Source organism: Bacteroides graminisolvens DSM 19988 = JCM 15093, from assembly GCF_000428125.1.
GTDB lineage: Bacteria > Bacteroidota > Bacteroidia > Bacteroidales > Bacteroidaceae > Bacteroides > Bacteroides graminisolvens.
Genome location: NZ_KE386628.1, coordinates 1,386 through 17,011 on the forward strand (window position 1 = coordinate 1,386; position 15,626 = coordinate 17,011).

General features: G+C 41.4%; 18 protein-coding genes. 10 read left to right on the plus strand and 8 right to left on the minus strand.

Features of this window, described 5'->3' with window-relative positions; translation table 11 throughout:
• Positions 1 to 91 precede the first annotated feature (91 nt).
• Both C511_RS17035 and C511_RS18600 read right to left on the minus strand, forming a co-directional pair.
• Positions 92 to 502 (minus strand): HAD family hydrolase, encoded by a 411-nt coding sequence (locus tag C511_RS17035; RefSeq protein ID WP_081698327.1) that lies wholly within the window; start codon positions 500 to 502, stop codon positions 92 to 94.
• Positions 499 to 639, minus strand: coding sequence for an HAD family hydrolase (locus C511_RS18600; RefSeq protein WP_081698328.1), 141 nt, complete (start codon positions 637 to 639; stop codon positions 499 to 501). Before C511_RS18600 ends, C511_RS17035 begins: the two co-directional genes overlap by 4 nt.
• Positions 640 to 745: 106 nt before the next feature.
• Between C511_RS18600 and C511_RS0115280 the strand changes: the two genes are divergently transcribed.
• Together C511_RS0115280 and C511_RS0115285 are read left to right on the plus strand one after the other, a co-directional pair.
• Positions 746 to 1,084, plus strand: a complete 339-nt coding sequence (locus C511_RS0115280) for a cupin domain-containing protein (RefSeq protein WP_027318370.1) — start codon at positions 746 to 748, stop codon at positions 1,082 to 1,084.
• Positions 1,085 to 1,097: 13 nt separating this feature from the next.
• Positions 1,098 to 1,289, plus strand: a complete 192-nt coding sequence (locus C511_RS0115285) for a hypothetical protein (RefSeq protein WP_027318371.1) — start codon at positions 1,098 to 1,100, stop codon at positions 1,287 to 1,289.
• A gap of 20 nt (positions 1,290 to 1,309) precedes the next feature.
• Here C511_RS0115285 and C511_RS0115290 read toward each other — a convergent pair whose 3' ends face one another.
• From C511_RS0115290 to C511_RS17350, 3 genes are all read right to left on the minus strand, one after another.
• Positions 1,310 to 2,239 carry an ADP-ribosylglycohydrolase family protein gene (locus tag C511_RS0115290; RefSeq protein WP_024996744.1) on the minus strand — a complete coding sequence of 310 codons (930 nt, stop codon included), beginning with the start codon at positions 2,237 to 2,239 and terminating at the stop codon, positions 1,310 to 1,312.
• Positions 2,240 to 2,264: 25 nt separating this feature from the next.
• Positions 2,265 to 3,098 carry a 4,5-DOPA-extradiol-dioxygenase gene (ygiD, locus tag C511_RS0115295; RefSeq protein WP_024996745.1) on the minus strand — a complete coding sequence of 278 codons (834 nt, stop codon included), beginning with the start codon at positions 3,096 to 3,098 and terminating at the stop codon, positions 2,265 to 2,267.
• 177 nt (positions 3,099 to 3,275) lie between these two features.
• Positions 3,276 to 4,247, minus strand: a complete 972-nt coding sequence (locus C511_RS17350; RefSeq protein ID WP_051260546.1) for a TolB family protein — start codon at positions 4,245 to 4,247, stop codon at positions 3,276 to 3,278.
• 405 nt (positions 4,248 to 4,652) lie between these two features.
• Here C511_RS17350 and C511_RS0115305 point away from each other — a divergent pair, with 405 nt between their 5' ends.
• Positions 4,653 to 4,856 (plus strand): hypothetical protein, encoded by a 204-nt coding sequence (locus tag C511_RS0115305; protein WP_024996747.1) that lies wholly within the window; start codon positions 4,653 to 4,655, stop codon positions 4,854 to 4,856.
• Positions 4,857 to 5,009: 153 nt separating this feature from the next.
• On the opposite strand, the gene C511_RS0115315 is transcribed toward C511_RS0115305, so the two are convergent.
• The 3 genes from C511_RS0115315 to C511_RS17045 form a co-directional block, all read right to left on the minus strand.
• A complete protein-coding gene (locus C511_RS0115315; protein WP_024996748.1) occupies positions 5,010 to 6,020 on the minus strand; it encodes a GGGtGRT protein in 1,011 nt (336 codons plus the stop codon).
• Positions 6,021 to 6,039: 19 nt separating this feature from the next.
• Positions 6,040 to 6,741 (minus strand): iron-sulfur cluster assembly scaffold protein, encoded by a 702-nt coding sequence (locus tag C511_RS0115320; RefSeq protein WP_024996749.1) that lies wholly within the window; start codon positions 6,739 to 6,741, stop codon positions 6,040 to 6,042.
• A gap of 174 nt (positions 6,742 to 6,915) precedes the next feature.
• Positions 6,916 to 8,448, minus strand: a complete 1,533-nt coding sequence (locus C511_RS17045) for a pectate lyase family protein (RefSeq protein WP_024996750.1) — start codon at positions 8,446 to 8,448, stop codon at positions 6,916 to 6,918.
• A gap of 135 nt (positions 8,449 to 8,583) precedes the next feature.
• On the opposite strand from C511_RS17045, the gene C511_RS0115330 reads away from it, so the two are divergent.
• The 7 genes from C511_RS0115330 to C511_RS0115360 all read left to right on the plus strand — a co-directional run bounded on the left by C511_RS0115330 (position 8,584) and on the right by C511_RS0115360 (position 15,623).
• Positions 8,584 to 9,087: a DMP19 family protein gene (locus C511_RS0115330; protein WP_024996751.1), complete on the plus strand. Its 504-nt coding sequence runs from the start codon at positions 8,584 to 8,586 to the stop codon at positions 9,085 to 9,087.
• Between the two features lie 129 nt (positions 9,088 to 9,216).
• Positions 9,217 to 10,008, plus strand: coding sequence for a hypothetical protein (locus C511_RS0115335; RefSeq protein WP_027318373.1), 792 nt, complete (start codon positions 9,217 to 9,219; stop codon positions 10,006 to 10,008).
• A gap of 30 nt (positions 10,009 to 10,038) precedes the next feature.
• On the plus strand, positions 10,039 to 10,584 hold the full coding sequence (locus C511_RS0115340; protein WP_024996754.1) for a Yip1 family protein: 546 nt from the start codon (positions 10,039 to 10,041) through the stop codon (positions 10,582 to 10,584).
• 9 nt (positions 10,585 to 10,593) lie between these two features.
• Positions 10,594 to 11,046 (plus strand): SsrA-binding protein, encoded by a 453-nt coding sequence (smpB, locus tag C511_RS0115345; RefSeq protein ID WP_024996755.1) that lies wholly within the window; start codon positions 10,594 to 10,596, stop codon positions 11,044 to 11,046.
• A 97-nt stretch (positions 11,047 to 11,143) separates the two neighbouring features.
• The gene (gene metH / locus C511_RS17050) at positions 11,144 to 13,885 is read left to right on the plus strand and encodes a methionine synthase (protein ID WP_051260547.1); all 2,742 of its coding nucleotides are present in this window, start codon (positions 11,144 to 11,146) and stop codon (positions 13,883 to 13,885) included.
• Between the two features lie 68 nt (positions 13,886 to 13,953).
• A complete protein-coding gene (locus C511_RS18465) occupies positions 13,954 to 14,079 on the plus strand; it encodes a symporter small accessory protein (RefSeq protein WP_262482345.1) in 126 nt (41 codons plus the stop codon).
• Complete coding sequence (locus tag C511_RS0115360) at positions 14,076 to 15,623, plus strand: sodium:solute symporter family protein (protein ID WP_024996756.1); 1,548 nt, start codon at positions 14,076 to 14,078, stop codon at positions 15,621 to 15,623. The genes C511_RS18465 and C511_RS0115360 overlap by 4 nt, the downstream gene beginning before the upstream one ends.
• Positions 15,624 to 15,626 lie beyond the last annotated feature (3 nt).

A 15,626-nucleotide genomic window follows, 5' to 3' on the forward strand; every position in this document is an offset into this window, starting at 1 on the left:
TTGCTTTCTCAACTCTTGCTGTTGCTGTTAGGACAAAGATACAATTTTGAAAGCAAATCACAAAAGAACCCTGTAAGATAGGCGTTGTAATTTAAATACACATTCCTAATACATCACCAAAACAATCAACAATATGATTGGCACCTTGCTTTACTAACTGCTCCTTTGTGTTATAACCGTAGGTAACTCCACATGTTATGCAATTGGCGCCTTGCCCCATCGCTATATCATAAATGGTATCTCCTATGAGTAACGTTTGTTGAGGAGTTGACTGGGTTTGCTCCAGTATCATAAGAACCATGTCGGGCGCAGGTTTCTTGTTTACCACGTCTTGTTCTCCCAAAGTGTAAGAGATGTATTGGCTTATATTTAACTTATTCAATAGTAATAGTAATGCATCTCTTCCTTTACTGGACGCAACAGTAATGGTGATTCCTCTTTGATAAATGTTTTGCAATGTAGATACAACCTGCGGGAATAATTGAATGGTATCTAAGCTTATGCTATTTTTATTTCACTCTCATTGGCCTTGGAGAGCCCCAATATTTCTAATGTAGCTTGTATGGTTTGTATAATACTGTTTTTTGTATCAGCTATTGTCCCGTCAAAGTCTAAGATTACTGTTTCTATTTTATTCATGTCCTTTTTTGCAAAGGTAAATAATATTATGTGTTTAATAATGAATGACTTATGCTTTTTTGTTTGAAACTATTTTTTTACTTTTGTTATTAAATAATATAAATCTATGAAGATTACCAATTTTGTCACTCCTCCGGAACATATAAATTTTCTTGCCAAGAACCTTTTTGGTAATTGCGGTGAGATTATTAACGGTTCTATTGCTTATTTAGAACCCAACGGGGGAGGACCTGTTCAATTACATACGCACGAGCACGATCATTTGTTTATTGTGGTAAGAGGTGAAGCAAAGGTTTTGTTTGAAAACAGCACTCACATTATACGTGAAAATGAATCGTTTTTAGTTAAAGGTGCTTTGTTACATTCGGTGTGGAATAATGCTTTAGAGACCACTACGATGATAGGGATTTCGGTTAAGAGTAGTGATGACCGTTGTATTAAATAAAAAGTTTTAGTCTATGGAAATAAAAAGATTTTTGCCAAAACAGATGTTACCGGATGTAGGAACGATACTTACTACACTATTGGTGCTAGGGTATACTTATATGCAAGGCTTTTCTTGGTTCCTTCTTCCTTTTTATATTCTTCTCTCTGGCTACTATTTGATGTTGTTATTTTTGATGTTTAAAAAGAGAAAGAAGAGAAGCTAATATTTGGAAGTAACTCCATACTATAAATGAAGGTGAATTGTTTCAAAATACTCAGCAACTTTATTTAATTCTTCTTTTTTTATCAATCCATCAATGTATGTATGGGGGATAGAATGATACCCATACTTGGCACCCAGCAGACTACAAGCTACGGCTGCATTGGTGTCGGCATCTCCTCCGGCATCAATCATGGCAAATAAACCTTCTTCAAAACTGTTGCAGTGATGCAAACACCAAAGGGCTGCTGCCAGTGTTTTAAGGGTGTAGCCCATCGCTTTATCGTCAAGGGCGAGAGCGGTCAAGGTATCGGATTCTGCTAAGTTCAGGAATTTTTCTATTTGTTCGTCGTATTGGATACTTATTTCTTTGAGTTCGCTCATTGGCGGAACGGTATTGTGGTATACCAACGAATGAATAAGGATGGAGTATATAACGCAGGAGCCCACGCAACGCGGATCAAAATGGGTGAGTTTGCATATTGATTCAGCTTCTTTGATAACGTTACATGGCAGTAAGCCTACTATAGAGGTACGCATTATGCCTCCGTTACCTGCACTTTTTTCACCTGTGAGTTGCCAAACAGCACGAGACACGCGAAAGGGTTCTTGTTCATATTGAGGATGGCCGAGCACGCAACGCGTTTGATTACCGATGTCGGGCGGATTGGTATTATACCATGCTTTGAATTCACTTGCGATGGATGTGTAATTTATTTCTTTCTCTTTAATAAGAGAACGAGCAATGCAAAGCATCATTTCCGTATCGTCTGTCCAGTAACCTTTTGGTCTGAATGAACGGTAGGCGCCCTCGCGTATCTGTGAATAATTGCGCAGGCCGGTAGGGTAGTGTTGTTGTACTTCAGCACGAGTCATGAACTCGGTGCCTGCTCCTAATGCATCACCAATGGCTTGTCCGAATAGGGCTCCTTTTATCTTATCGGCTTGGCTCATGGCAATCTGTTTGGTTCCTTTGTCTCTATTCTCCTACTATAAAAGAAGTCATGTTTAACGATGCTGCAATTACCTTATCGTTAAAGAATCTGACTTTTTCATCTTTGTTTCTCAGTCCCAATACATAGAGCATCGGAATGTAATGCTCGGGTGTGGGGATTGCCAGCTCAGCATCCTTATGCAATGAGCGGTAGTTTATCAGTGCCAAGTCATCTCCATCTATCAGCTTGTTTTTAAGAATATCGTTCAGTTCGAAAGCCCAGTCATAACCATACTCGGCATTGAAGTCATTGCCCGCTATACGCATGATGCGCAGGTTGTGTATCATATTTCCACTACCTATTACCAGAACGCCTTTGCTGCGAAGAAAAGCAAGCTCTTTGCCCAGTTTGTAATGCCATTGCGCATCTTTGTCGTGATCTATACTTATCTGAATAACAGGTATATTTGCCAAAGGATAGGTGTATTTAAGAATAGTCCACGTGCCGTGATCCAACCCCCATTGATAGTCGCCCTTTACGTGTGTGCTTTGGATGTTATCTATTACTTCCTGAGCTAACGAGGGTGATCCCGGCGACGGATATTTCTGGCGATAAAGTTCATTGGGGAATCCATAGAAGTCGTGAATGGTTTCCAGCGGATTACCTATTGTTACGTGCGTACCTTTTGTTTCCCAATGAGCCGAGATGCACACAATGGCACGTGGCGTAGGTAATTGAGCGCCTAAACTGGTCCACATGCGTGAAAATTCATTGTCTTCAACTGCATTCATCGGCGATCCGTGTCCAACAAACAACATTGGCATCAGAGGGGTACTTTCCAGTTCTGATATGCTTTTATGTAAATATTTTAATGTCATAGTTTTACTCCTTTCTATGCAAAGGTATACGATTTTACATAAGAGCAATATAAATCCCCATAACTTTTCAGTTATAGGGATTTACTTGCCATCGATAGTTTATCTGAATATAATTCTTTTTATTCTGTCAAGTTAAGAGTTTGCATAACTACTAATCATAGCTTTTGGATATGAAGATTACTCTTCGATAATCTGAAATCTCCAAATTTGATATTCACCTTTTTTATTTCCTCTATCAGATGTGAAATAAATGTAGTTATCAGAAGACCAATATGGAGTTGCGTCATATGATTTATTAGAAGTGTATTGTTTTAGATTTTCTCCATTAATGTCAATAGAATAAATATCAGCATCTTTTTTCCCTTTTTTTATTAATTGAAAAATTAGCTTTTTGCCATCTGGGCTCCATGCTGGGTTTAGTGCATATCCTTTTTTTGCATCTGTTATTTGAACTTGATTAGTTCCCTCTAAATCCATAGTCCATATACTACTACTTTTGACGTCTGTTGCATATTTTACGTAAGCAATCGTTTTTCCATCTGGAGAAAATTTAGGTTGATAACCAGATCCTAATAATGTTAATTCTCCTGTTTCGATATTTTTCACCCATATTTCGCTATACTCAATGATTGTAGGTGTGACGACAAGGAATAAACCTACTTTATTTGCATATTTAAGTGAGACTTTATTGAAAACTAATAGTTTTCCATCTTTCGAAAAGCAGGGATTATCTTCAAATGATTGTTGAGTTTCTGTTATTTGCGTTAGGGTTTTTCCTCTTGATGCAGACATTGTATATATGTCAGAGTTAAGACTTTCTTCTCCATAATACCTAAAGGCTATTCGATCTGTAGTTGTATTGTATGAAGGAGCCCAATTGTAATTTTTACCACTTGTTTTTTGACTAATTGCGTTAGTAAGAACGTTCTCTTTTTTATAAATATTATAGTATTTCTTTTTTTCGAATACAGCGAAAAATAAATCTTTACCATTATCACCACCGTTAGGATAAATACACGGATCCTCATAATCTGTTATTTTAGTAAGGGAATTTAGATTCTCTTCACCGGAGGTAACAGCAAATCTGGTCGAGCAACTTGATAGTCCTATACCTATTGTAAGAACTGTCATCATAATGTTTTTTTTCATATTATTAAAGTACTGATTGTTCCTAATAATCAGCATTAAATTAAGGTTAAAAAGCGTAGGAACTTGAATTGTTTTAATTATTAAATTATAATGCTTGGCTTGTTTGTTTTTAGCTTGTCATTTATATATAATAATATAACAATCTATCGCTCTTTTCAATTATTATAATTCATATTGAATACTAGTACAAACAAAGTTAATTATTTGTTTTTAAAAACATAATTAATTATTAAATATTTTTATAGCTATTCATTGATAGCCTTAATTATGTGTATTCCATCATTCTTTTCGATCTCAAGATGTTCGATGTACTTATTTCTTAAATAGATGTACTTTGTCTTTTTACAATATTGCTATTCTTTTTCAATCTAATTTTGTGTAACAAATAACTAATATGAATTGGTTATGAATAAGTTAAAAATGATTGTTGTAGCTTTCCTGTCAAGTATTTATCTAACCACCGCTGCACAGCAGGCGTTTCAAAAGTGCTTGTTTCATCTACCTCCTTTGCCCGAAAACTTGTACTCTAAATCAGAAGAGGAAAAAGAAGTCTATTCTGATCGAATCATGAAAGTTCTTGCTGCTGTTTGCCGCCTAAGATTAAAATGATCTTAAACAAGAAGAAGGCAAATTTGCCAAAGGTATATAATATCATGGTGCGCAAATTGATTTTATCTGATGTAGAACATATTTACGTAGGGAAATAAAAAAACTCCTGTAACCAATGAAGCTACAGGAGTTTTGTATGAATAAGGTATTTATTTACTTACCTAACGCCTGAGCTACGTCAACAGCTACAGCTACAGTACAACCTACCATTGGGTTGTTACCGATACCTAGGAATCCCATCATTTCTACGTGAGCAGGAACTGATGAAGAACCAGCGAACTGAGCGTCTGAGTGCATACGGCCCATGGTGTCTGTCATACCGTAAGAAGCAGGACCGGCAGCCATGTTATCAGGGTGCAATGTACGACCTGTACCACCACCAGATGCTACAGAGAAGTATTTCTTACCCATTTCGTTACATTCTTTTTTGTATGTTCCGGCTACTGGGTGCTGGAAACGAGTTGGGTTGGTTGAGTTACCTGTAATAGATACGTCAACACCTTCTTTGTGCATAATAGCAACACCTTCGCGAACATCATCGGCACCATAGCATTTTACTTTGGCACGGTCTCCGTCAGAATAAGCGATTTCACGAACTACTTTCAGTTCTGATGTGTAATAGTCAAATTCTGTTTGTACGTAAGTAAAGCCGTTGATACGTGAAATGATTTGTGCGGCGTCTTTTCCAAGACCGTTCAGGATGCAACGAAGAGGTTCTTTACGAACTTTGTCGGCTTTAGCTGCAATTTTGATTGCACCTTCGGCAGCTGCAAATGACTCGTGTCCTGCAAGGAAAGCGAAACATTTTGTTTCTTCGCGAAGCAGACGGGCAGCCAGGTTTCCATGGCCGATACCTACGTTACGATCATCGGCTACTGAACCGGGAATACAAAATGCCTGAAGACCGATACCGATTGCTTCGGCAGCGTCAGCAGCTACTTTGCAGCCTTTTTTAATAGCGATGGCAGCACCTACAACATAAGCCCATTTTGCATTCTCGAAGCAGATAGGCTGAGTTTCTTCACACGTTTTATAAGGATCAAGTCCATGAGCTTCGCAAATGGCGTTAGCTTCTTCGATGTCTTTGATGCCGTTTGCGTTCAAAGCAGCAATGATGCCTTTGATACGACGGTCCTGACTTTCAAATTTTACTTCTCTAATCATAGTTTCTTTCCTCCTTATATTATTCGTGACGTGGATCAATGTGTTTAACTGCTCCCTGTTCCGCTGTTACGCGTCCGTAAGTGCCGGTTACTTTCTTCAAAGCTTCGTTGGCATCAGTACCTTTCTTGATTTCGTCCATGAATTTACCCATGTGAACGAATTCGTATCCGCAGATTTCATCATTCTTATCAAGGAAGATAGTTTTGATATAACCTTCGGCCATTTCAAGGTAACGAGGACCTTTTGCCAATGTTCCGTACAAGGTACCAACTTGGCTACGAAGACCTTTACCCAAGTCTTCAAGACCTGCACCGATAATCAAACCGCCTTCAGAGAAAGCCGATTGAGTACGTCCGTAAACAATTTGAAGGAAAAGTTCACGCATAGCTGTGTTGATTGCATCACATACCAAGTCGGTATTCAACGCTTCCAAAATGGTTTTTCCCGGAAGGATTTCAGCAGCCATGGCAGCTGAGTGAGTCATTCCTGAACAACCAATGGTTTCAATCAATGCTTCCTGAATAATACCTTCCTTAACATTCAGAGTTAGTTTGCACGCTCCTTGTTGAGGGGCACACCAACCTACACCGTGTGTTAAACCGGAAATGTCTACAATCTCTTTCGATTTTACCCATCTGCCTTCTTCGGGTATGGGAGCCGGTCCATGGTTAGGACCTTTCTTCACAACACACATGTGTTCCACTTCGTGTGAATAAGTCATAATTAGCTCTTTTTTTAAGTAAAATAATATAGTTTTGTAACCACAATTTTTCAATTGACCGCAAAGTTAGTCCTTTTATTTGGTTTATACAATCTGACTTTTATTACTTTTTTAAGAAATAGAGCAAATAAAAGACTGTAAATCTGCTTATTGCAAAGTGGAGATTACATTCCGTTAAAAGTCATCGGCGCAAGGTGAAGCGGTGCTTCCTTCGCAACCTTGTTTCATAATGTGGGCAACCAGGCTGTTGATGTAAAGTTCCAGGTAGCTGTATCCGCTTTTTTTGTCAATGTCTTTGTAGGTTTTTCCGGAGGGCATGTTTTGAGTTGCCCAGCTGTCGGCTATGCCATCTTTGTTGGCGTCAGCAGGTTTACTTCCTTGTTGGTATTCGGGATAGCCCCCGCAGTCTGCTTGCGAATCAATTAAACCATTAGTTCCTCCGTTTGAGCCGGTGTATGTGTAGGTGCCTTGTTTTACTTCGTTAATAATGCGGGTGTCAACAGCATCGCGTTGCATACTGGCTCCCGCATAGTTCAATACACGCTCGTAGGCTGTAGCAGCGGTATGTGTTCCTACGGCGGCAACTTTGTATTCCTGATTGGCCTTGATACCGTCTTTGCTTCCGCCTGGAAGTGCGCCGTTGTTGGTGTTTGGGTGTATGCCTACCCAGTTATCTTCATTGGTTTGGGCAATGTATTGTCTCATTTTATCGGTGAGAGCGTTGCATGTATTGTCTATATAATTTGCCTGAACGTAAAAGCTGCCCCAGATTCCGGCTGCATTTTTTTGAGTTCCGTCATCGGCATTGGGCGAAAAGATGCGGTAGGTGAGTGATTCTTTGGTTGCTGTCGACGGGCCGGGTTTGTAGTAGTTGCCCACGAAGTTGTAGCTGCCTCCTTCACCGGCGTAACCTCCGTTGGTTGGTCCCCAGTTGTAAAACACGTTGTTGCGCAGGTCGACTAACTCGTCGGCAGGACGACCCGAAAAACGACTGCCGCATAGACGGGGAGTGCGACTGCTGTGGTGTGCCAGCAAGTTGTGATGAAAGCTGGCACCTTCGCCTCCCCAAATACCTCCGTAGCCGTGTTTGCCTTTGCCGTGCACGGAATTGGTGAGGCTTTCACTTAAGATGCACCACTGCATGGTGAAGTTTTTGTTTCCGTAGAAAGAAGAGCATTCATCGGTACTCCAGCTCATGGTGCAATGGTCTATAATAATGTTGCTGTGCTCACGTCCCCACATGGCATCGTCTTCGCTTTTCTTTTCATCGCCCATGCGGCAACGGATGAACCGGATGATTACGTTATCGGCTTTAACCACCAATGAGTAGTTTTTGAGGCAGATTCCGTCACCGGGAGCTGTCTGTCCGGCAATAGTTACGTCTCCGTTTTTAACTTCCAGGGTCGATTGTAGCTCGATAATGCCCGATACGTCGAAAACGATGGTGCGTGCACCGCTCATACTCAATCCGTAGCGCAGTGAGCCACTGCCGCTGTCGTTAAGGTTGGTTACACGGTACACCTCGCCGCCACGTCCGCCGGTAGTAGTCATTCGGGCAAAACCTTCAGCTCCCGGAAAGGCGGGTGCTACGACTGTTTCGGTGTTGTCTTCGTCAGGGGTTATGATACTCTCTGTTCCGTTGTTGTCGTTCTTTGCACAAGCGCTCGATAACAGGAATGCGCAGGCAAGTAAGAAAATCTGTTTCATGATATCAATGTTTATATAGGCTGCAAAACTAGGAATCTGCGTCTGTTATGATGTGTATGAATTATTATTCTATGTGGAAGTATTGGGCTTTCAATCAAAAAGATTACTTTTGTGGCAACGATTAATACATATAGTATGATAGAAGTATCTGATGAGGCATTGCGCAATGCAGCCGGTGAAGGAATGGATGAGTTTATTAAGGTGTTTACTGATAAATACCTGGAAGCAACGGGCGGTAATTTGACTGCCGAGACCATGCCGTTGCTAACGGGAGAACAGCATTCACTATTAGCTTATCAATTGTTTCGGGATGAAATTATGGTGGGAGGTTTCTGCCAGTTAATTCAAAACGGTTATGGTAGCTATATCTTTGATAATCCTTTTGCCAAAGCAATGAGGCTGTGGGGAGCGCATGATTTTTCTAAGCTGATTTATAAAGCAAAAAAAATATATGATGCCAGCCGTGAGGATCTTGAAAAAGAACGCACGGAAGAGGAATTTATGGCTATGTACGAAAACTATGAGGTTTTCGATGACCTGGAAGAGGAATTCTTCGAGATGGAAGAGGAACTTACTACGCTTATCGCTTCTTATGTAGACGAGCACTTGGATTTATTTGCTGAAATAAAAAAGGATTAGCCATGCAGTATTTGTGTGTTGGGTGCGTTTATTTATTAAATAGAGTAAAAAAAGAGGGGTAAACGGTGTGCATCTCTCTTTGTTTTGTATATTTGCACACCTATATAAAACACACATTGATATAATATTATGAAACAGATGAAGTTTTTCGCATTGGTTTTGACTTTCTTAATGGGAGTTTCTTTAACTTCTTGTATTGATGAAGGTGAGTCATCTACAGCAGCTGGAAGTATCGTTAAAGTTGTTAATTACATGGGAACTGTACATTTTGAAGGTGCAAATGGAATAAAATATTATCCAACTACTGCTTCTTTGGCTACGGTTGAAAGTACATATAAGTTTTCAACATCATCTAATGTTGCGTATATCTATTTTTCTTCTGCTGTGGCAAATACCTCTAGTACTGGTCAGACTACTGATAGCTATACAGTTGAGTTGACTTATGCGGTTTCATTGGATTCGAAAACTGAGATGCCTTCAGCTCGAGGGGCCAGCAATGATTCTGTATCAACAGCTCCTATAATCACTTTAACTGCTGGTGGAAGCAATAATGTTTTCATGATGGACAAGCAGCTAGTGCTAGGTGCAACGTATTATACATCTAAATTGCACTATTTTACATTGGTGTATTATCCGGAAGAAACAACTGCAACTTCTAGTGAACTGAATCTTTATTTGCGTCACAATTCAAAAGGTGATACGAGCAAGGATGCTACTTCATATGACTATGTAATGTCTAATTTGGCTTTCATGCCTTTATATTATAAAGCATTTGATCTTTCACAAATTATTTATGACTTTCAGATGAATACAGGTAAAACAACTTTTACCATAAATGTAGAGACACAAGAAAGCAGTATGGGCATTATATTAGATGATGCAACAACAAAGAAATATACTTTAACCTACAAGGAAGAATAATTGAATTACAAAGGAATTTTTAAAATAGCGATGTTATTGATTTCCTCTCCGGCCAAGGCTTGGGAGGAAATTCGTTTCAATACGGATAGGCGAGCGGTATTTTCCGAATTCGTTTATCCTATGATTGGTTTATGTGGTCTCTCTGAATTCATTGGCTCCATGCTGGAGTACGGATGGAGTGGCCCTCAGAGTTTCCAACTAGCCATGACGCAATGTTGCGCAGTGGCTGTGGCTCTTTTTGGCGGATACTTTTTAGCAGCGTTTGCCATAAACCATTTGGGAGTTAGATTGTTTGGTTTAAAGAATGATATATTGTTGGCACAACAATTGGCCGGATATACGCTTGTAGTCACCTTTTTAATTAGTATTGTTACGGGTATGTTGCCCGACTTTACCGTTATTGGCTGGCTGCTTCGTTTTTATTTAGTCTATGTGGCATGGGAAGGTGTATCGGCTCTTTATGAAATGAAAGAGAATAAAAAGGTGGGCTTCACCATACTTGCATCTGCATTGCTTATTTTTTGTCCGGCTATTATACAGGTAGTGTTCAACAAACTAACAGTAATACTCAATTAATTATAGAAAATGAAACTGGCTCCCGTTAATATAAAAAATAAACGTGCTACGTTTGATTACGAACTGACGGATACATATACGGCTGGCATTGTGCTTACCGGTACCGAAATAAAATCAATCCGTCTGGGTAAAGCTAGCTTGGTAGATACTTTTTGTTTCTTCTCAAACGGGGAACTGTGGGTGAAGAACATGCATATTGCAGAATATTTTTATGGCTCTTACAACAACCACAGTGCACGTAGAGACCGAAAACTATTGCTGAATAAAAAGGAATTGAAAAAGCTCGAAAAAGGCACGAAAGAAACCGGTTACACCATTGTTCCTGTACGAATGTTTATCAATGAGAAGGGACTGGCAAAGGTTGTCGTTGCTTTGGCAAGAGGTAAGAAACAGTATGATAAGCGCGAATCGCTGAAGGAAAAGGATGATAAAAGAGACATGGATCGCATGTTTAAACGTTAACTTTTCTCCGCCATGGCAGTGGCAACGATTCTGTTTTCAAGGTATTCAATAGGTGAACCGTTTGCGAACGGTTCGGTCACTAATTCAAACAGTTATAATGAAAAAGACTATCCAGCAACTGGTATCTGAGCGCATCCTGATATTGGATGGCGCTATGGGAACTATGATTCAGCAGTATAATCTTCGCGAAGAGGATTTCCGGAACGAAAGTTTCGCTAATATCCCCGGACAACTGAAAGGAAACAACGATTTGTTGTGTCTGACCCGACCGGATGTAATTCAGGAAATTCATCGCAAGTATCTGGAAGCAGGTGCCGACATCATAGAAACAAATACATTCAGTTCTACAACGGTTTCCATGGCCGATTATCATGTAGAAGATTATGTTCGCGAAATAAACCTGGCTGCTGTAAAAATAGCACGCGAGGTAGCCGATGAGTATTCGGCTAAGACTCCCCATAAACCTCGTTTCGTTGCCGGCTCGGTAGGGCCTACCAATAAAACATGTTCAATGAGCCCGGATGTAAACAATCCGGCATTCAGAGCTTTGTCTTTCGACGGACTGGTGCTGGCTTATCAGCAACAGATTGAAGCGTTGCTCGAAGGGGGTGTTGATGCGATTCTTATAGAAACTATTTTCGATACGCTGAATGCTAAGGCGGCTATTTTTGCTGCTGAAAAGGCTATGAAGGTCGTAGGAGTTGAGGTTCCTGTGATGCTATCGGTTACGGTTTCTGATATTGGCGGTAGAACTTTATCGGGACAAACACTGGAGGCGTTTCTGGCTTCTGTGCAACATGCTAATATTTTGTCGGTGGGACTCAACTGCTCCTTCGGTGCCAGTCAGCTCAAACCTTTCTTGTTGCAATTGGCAAACAAGGCTCCTTATTATATCAGTGCGTATCCGAATGCCGGACTGCCCAACAGTTTGGGGGCATACGATCAGTCGCCCGAGGAGATGGCTGTACAGGTGAAGGAGTATATTGACGAAAAGTTGGTGAACATCATTGGCGGATGTTGTGGTACGACGGATGCTTATATAGCCAAATATGCGGAACTGATAAAGAACGCAGAGCCCCGCAAACCGGTAGGTAAGCCTGATTGCATGTGGCTCTCTGGACTGGAATTGTTGGAAGTGAAGCCGGAGATTAACTTCGTAAATATAGGCGAGCGGTGTAACGTGGCTGGTTCTCGCAAGTTCTTGCGTTTGGTGCAGGAAAAGAAATACGATGAGGCACTATCCATTGCTCGTGCTCAGGTAGAAGACGGGGCATTGATTCTGGATGTGAATATGGATGATGGTTTGCTCGATGGAGCAGAGGAAATGACTACTTTCCTGAACCTGATTGCTTCGGAACCTGAGATATCTCGTGTGCCCATCATGATTGACTCTTCTAAATGGGAGGTTATTGAAGCAGGCTTAAAGTGCCTGCAAGGTAAATGCGTGGTTAATTCAATTTCACTGAAAGAAGGTGAAGAGGCTTTTATTGAACATGCTTCTGCCGTGAAACGCTATGGGGCTGCGGTGGTGGTGATGGCGTTCGACGAAACCGGGCAGGCAGATACGTTCCAACGTAAAATAGAGGTATGCGAGCGTGCCTACCGTTTGCTGGTCGATAAAGTAGACTTCAATCCGCACGATATTATATTTGACCCGAACATTCTGACTGTGGCAACGGGCATTGAGGAACATAATAATTATGCTGTCGATTTTCTTCAGGCTACCGAATGGATACGAAAGAATCTTCCGGGGGCTCATGTGAGTGGCGGGGTAAGTAATTTATCGTTCTCATTGCGTGGCAATAATTACATTCGCGAGGCAATGCATGCGGTGTTCTTGTATCATGCCATTCAGAAGGGCATGGATATGGGTATTGTAAATCCTACTACTTCTGTATTGTATACCGACGTTCCTGCCGACGTACTTCAAATTATTGAAGACGTGGTGCTGAACCGAAGAAAGGATGCAGCTGAAGATTTAATTGTATTGGCCGAGAAACTTAAAACTGTAGCGTCAGGCGACAGTCAGCCTATCAGGCATGATGCTTGGCGTGACGGTACGGTGCAAGAACGATTGAAGCACGCGTTGGTCAAAGGAATTGGCGATTTTCTGGAAGAGGATTTGGCAGAGGCTTTACCGCAATACGAAAAAGCGGTGGATGTCATTGAAGGTCCGCTGATGGAGGGAATGAACTATGTTGGTGAACTCTTCGGTGCAGGCAAAATGTTTTTGCCACAAGTCGTGAAAACAGCACGTACCATGAAGAAAGCTGTTGCCATTTTGCAACCGGTCATTGAGTCGGAAAAAACGGCTGATGTGAAGTCGGCCGGGAAAGTGCTACTGGCCACGGTGAAAGGTGATGTGCACGATATTGGTAAGAATATCGTGGGAGTTGTCATGGCTTGTAACGGTTATGATATTATCGACTTGGGTGTGATGGTACCTGCCGAAAAGATTATTCAACGGGCTATTGAAGAAAAGGTGGATATGATCGGACTGAGTGGTCTGATTACTCCTTCGCTTGAAGAGATGGTGCATGTGGCGTCCGAACTGGAGAAAGCCGGATTTAATATACCGCTACTGATTGGTGGGGCAACCACTTCTAAGCTGCACACGGCCCTGAAGATAGATCCTGTTTACAGTTCACCGGTGGTTTATCTGAAAGATGCATCGCAAAATGCCGGCGTAGCCTCTAAGTTATTGAACCCGGAATTGAAGGATTCGTTTGCGGAAGAGATTCGTTCGGAGTATCAGTCTCTGCGAGAAAAGGGCAGACCGGTACAACGTGAAATTGTTTCATTGGATGATGCACGAAACAATAAATTGAATCTGTTCTGACTTTCGTTTTGTATTTCAAGGATATTCCTTACATTTGTGCCAGAATTAACGTAAAATCTGATACACAAATGTTTGGAATCAACGACCCTCTTATCATTTTGCCCTACCTGTTATCGGTAGTGTGCGTGCTGTTCTCAGCTTGGTTTGGAGTGAAATACTGGAATAAGGACGACGAAAAAGATGAAAGCCGATGAACACATTTACGCTTGGACTGATTGTGATAGCGTATTTGCTGTCATTGGCTTATTTAGGTTTTTTGGGGTATAAGAAAACGACCACGGCAAGTGATTATCTCGTTGGCGGACGACAGATGAACCCCATTGTAATGGCTCTTTCTTACGGAGCAACTTTTATCTCAGCTTCTGCTATTGTTGGTTTTGGCGGTGTGGCCGCTGCTTTTGGTATGGGCATTCAATGGTTATGCTTCCTCAATATGTTTGTGGGGGTAATCATTGCCTTTATTTTCTTTGGTTTGCGAACGCGTCGCATGGGTGCCAAGTTAAATGTCAGTACGTTTCCTCAGTTATTAGGTCGTCATTACCATTCGCGCGGCATACAGGTTTTTGTAGCTGCCGTCATCTTTTTGGGCATGCCACTCTATGCCGCAGTAGTCATGAAAGGTGGTGCCGTTTTTATCGAACAGATATTTCAGATTGATTTTAATGTGTCGCTTCTTATCTTTACATTGATAATTGCAGCGTATGTGATTGCTGGTGGAATGAAAGGGGTAATGTATACAGACGCTTTGCAGGCGGTCATCATGTTTGCTTGCATGTTGTTTCTTATTTTTTATCTCTATAAAACATTGGGAATGGGCTTTACCGAAGCGAACAATGCGCTGAGCGATATGGCTCCTCTGGTGCCCGAGAAGTACAAGTCGCTGGGACATCAGGGGTGGACGGCCATGCCTGTATTCGGTTCTCCTCAATGGTATACGCTGGTTACCTCCTTGATTTTGGGCGTAGGAATTGGTTGTTTGGCGCAACCGCAGCTAGTGGTACGTTTCATGACGGTGAAAAGCAGCAAACAGCTTAATAGAGGGGTGTTTATCGGTTGTTTGTTTTTAATTATAACCGTAGGTGCCATTTATCATGCAGGAGCCTTGAGCAATTTGTTCTTCCTTAAAACTGAGGGCACTGTGGCTACCGAAGTAGTCAAAGACATCGATAAGATTATTCCCTATTTCATAAACAAAGCGATGCCCGACTGGTTTTCTGCACTCTTTATGCTTTGTATACTCTCGGCTAGTATGTCTACGCTTAGTTCACAGTTTCACACCATGGGTGCTGCTGCCGGGTCGGATATTTACGGAACGTATAAACCTCGTTCGCGCGGACGCCTGACTAGTGTCATTCGTCTGGGTGTGTTAGTTTCTATCTTGGTGAGTTATGTTATCTGTTACATGTTACCCAATGATATCATTGCACGCGGCACTTCCATCTTTATGGGTATATGTGCGGCGACTTTTCTTCCGGCTTATTTTTGTGCTCTTTATTGGCAGAACGCTACACGTAAGGGAGTTGTTGCAAGTCTTTGGGTAGGTACGCTGGCCAGCTTGTTCGCGCTGGTCTTTTTACATCAGAAAGAATCTGCGGCTATGGGCATTTGCAAGGCTTTGTTCGGAAGAGATGTTTTGATTGAGGCATATCCTTTTCCGGTGATTGACCCCATTCTGTTTGCACTTCCGTTATCTGTTATGGCTATTGTTGTAGTCAGTTGGGTTACCGGCCGCAAGTAACAT

What these genes read in the sequence shown, in the direction of transcription:
- C511_RS18600 (WP_081698328.1), bottom strand. Translation starts at nt 639, where the DNA reads ATGAATAAAATAGAAACAGTAATCTTAGACTTTGACGGGACAATAGCT.
- C511_RS0115280 (WP_027318370.1), top strand. Translation starts at nt 746, where the DNA reads ATGAAGATTACCAATTTTGTCACTCCTCCGGAACATATAAATTTTCTT.
- C511_RS0115285 (WP_027318371.1), top strand. Translation starts at nt 1,098, where the DNA reads ATGGAAATAAAAAGATTTTTGCCAAAACAGATGTTACCGGATGTAGGA.
- C511_RS0115290 (WP_024996744.1), bottom strand. Translation starts at nt 2,239, where the DNA reads ATGAGCCAAGCCGATAAGATAAAAGGAGCCCTATTCGGACAAGCCATT.
- ygiD (WP_024996745.1), bottom strand. Translation starts at nt 3,098, where the DNA reads ATGACATTAAAATATTTACATAAAAGCATATCAGAACTGGAAAGTACC.
- C511_RS17350 (WP_051260546.1), bottom strand. Translation starts at nt 4,247, where the DNA reads ATGAAAAAAAACATTATGATGACAGTTCTTACAATAGGTATAGGACTA.
- C511_RS0115305 (WP_024996747.1), top strand. Translation starts at nt 4,653, where the DNA reads ATGAATAAGTTAAAAATGATTGTTGTAGCTTTCCTGTCAAGTATTTAT.
- C511_RS0115315 (WP_024996748.1), bottom strand. Translation starts at nt 6,020, where the DNA reads ATGATTAGAGAAGTAAAATTTGAAAGTCAGGACCGTCGTATCAAAGGC.
- C511_RS0115320 (WP_024996749.1), bottom strand. Translation starts at nt 6,741, where the DNA reads ATGACTTATTCACACGAAGTGGAACACATGTGTGTTGTGAAGAAAGGT.
- C511_RS17045 (WP_024996750.1), bottom strand. Translation starts at nt 8,448, where the DNA reads ATGAAACAGATTTTCTTACTTGCCTGCGCATTCCTGTTATCGAGCGCT.
- C511_RS0115330 (WP_024996751.1), top strand. Translation starts at nt 8,584, where the DNA reads ATGATAGAAGTATCTGATGAGGCATTGCGCAATGCAGCCGGTGAAGGA.
- C511_RS0115335 (WP_027318373.1), top strand. Translation starts at nt 9,217, where the DNA reads ATGAAACAGATGAAGTTTTTCGCATTGGTTTTGACTTTCTTAATGGGA.
- C511_RS0115340 (WP_024996754.1), top strand. Translation starts at nt 10,039, where the DNA reads ATGTTATTGATTTCCTCTCCGGCCAAGGCTTGGGAGGAAATTCGTTTC.
- smpB (WP_024996755.1), top strand. Translation starts at nt 10,594, where the DNA reads ATGAAACTGGCTCCCGTTAATATAAAAAATAAACGTGCTACGTTTGAT.
- metH (WP_051260547.1), top strand. Translation starts at nt 11,144, where the DNA reads ATGAAAAAGACTATCCAGCAACTGGTATCTGAGCGCATCCTGATATTG.
- C511_RS18465 (WP_262482345.1), top strand. Translation starts at nt 13,954, where the DNA reads ATGTTTGGAATCAACGACCCTCTTATCATTTTGCCCTACCTGTTATCG.
- C511_RS0115360 (WP_024996756.1), top strand. Translation starts at nt 14,076, where the DNA reads ATGAACACATTTACGCTTGGACTGATTGTGATAGCGTATTTGCTGTCA.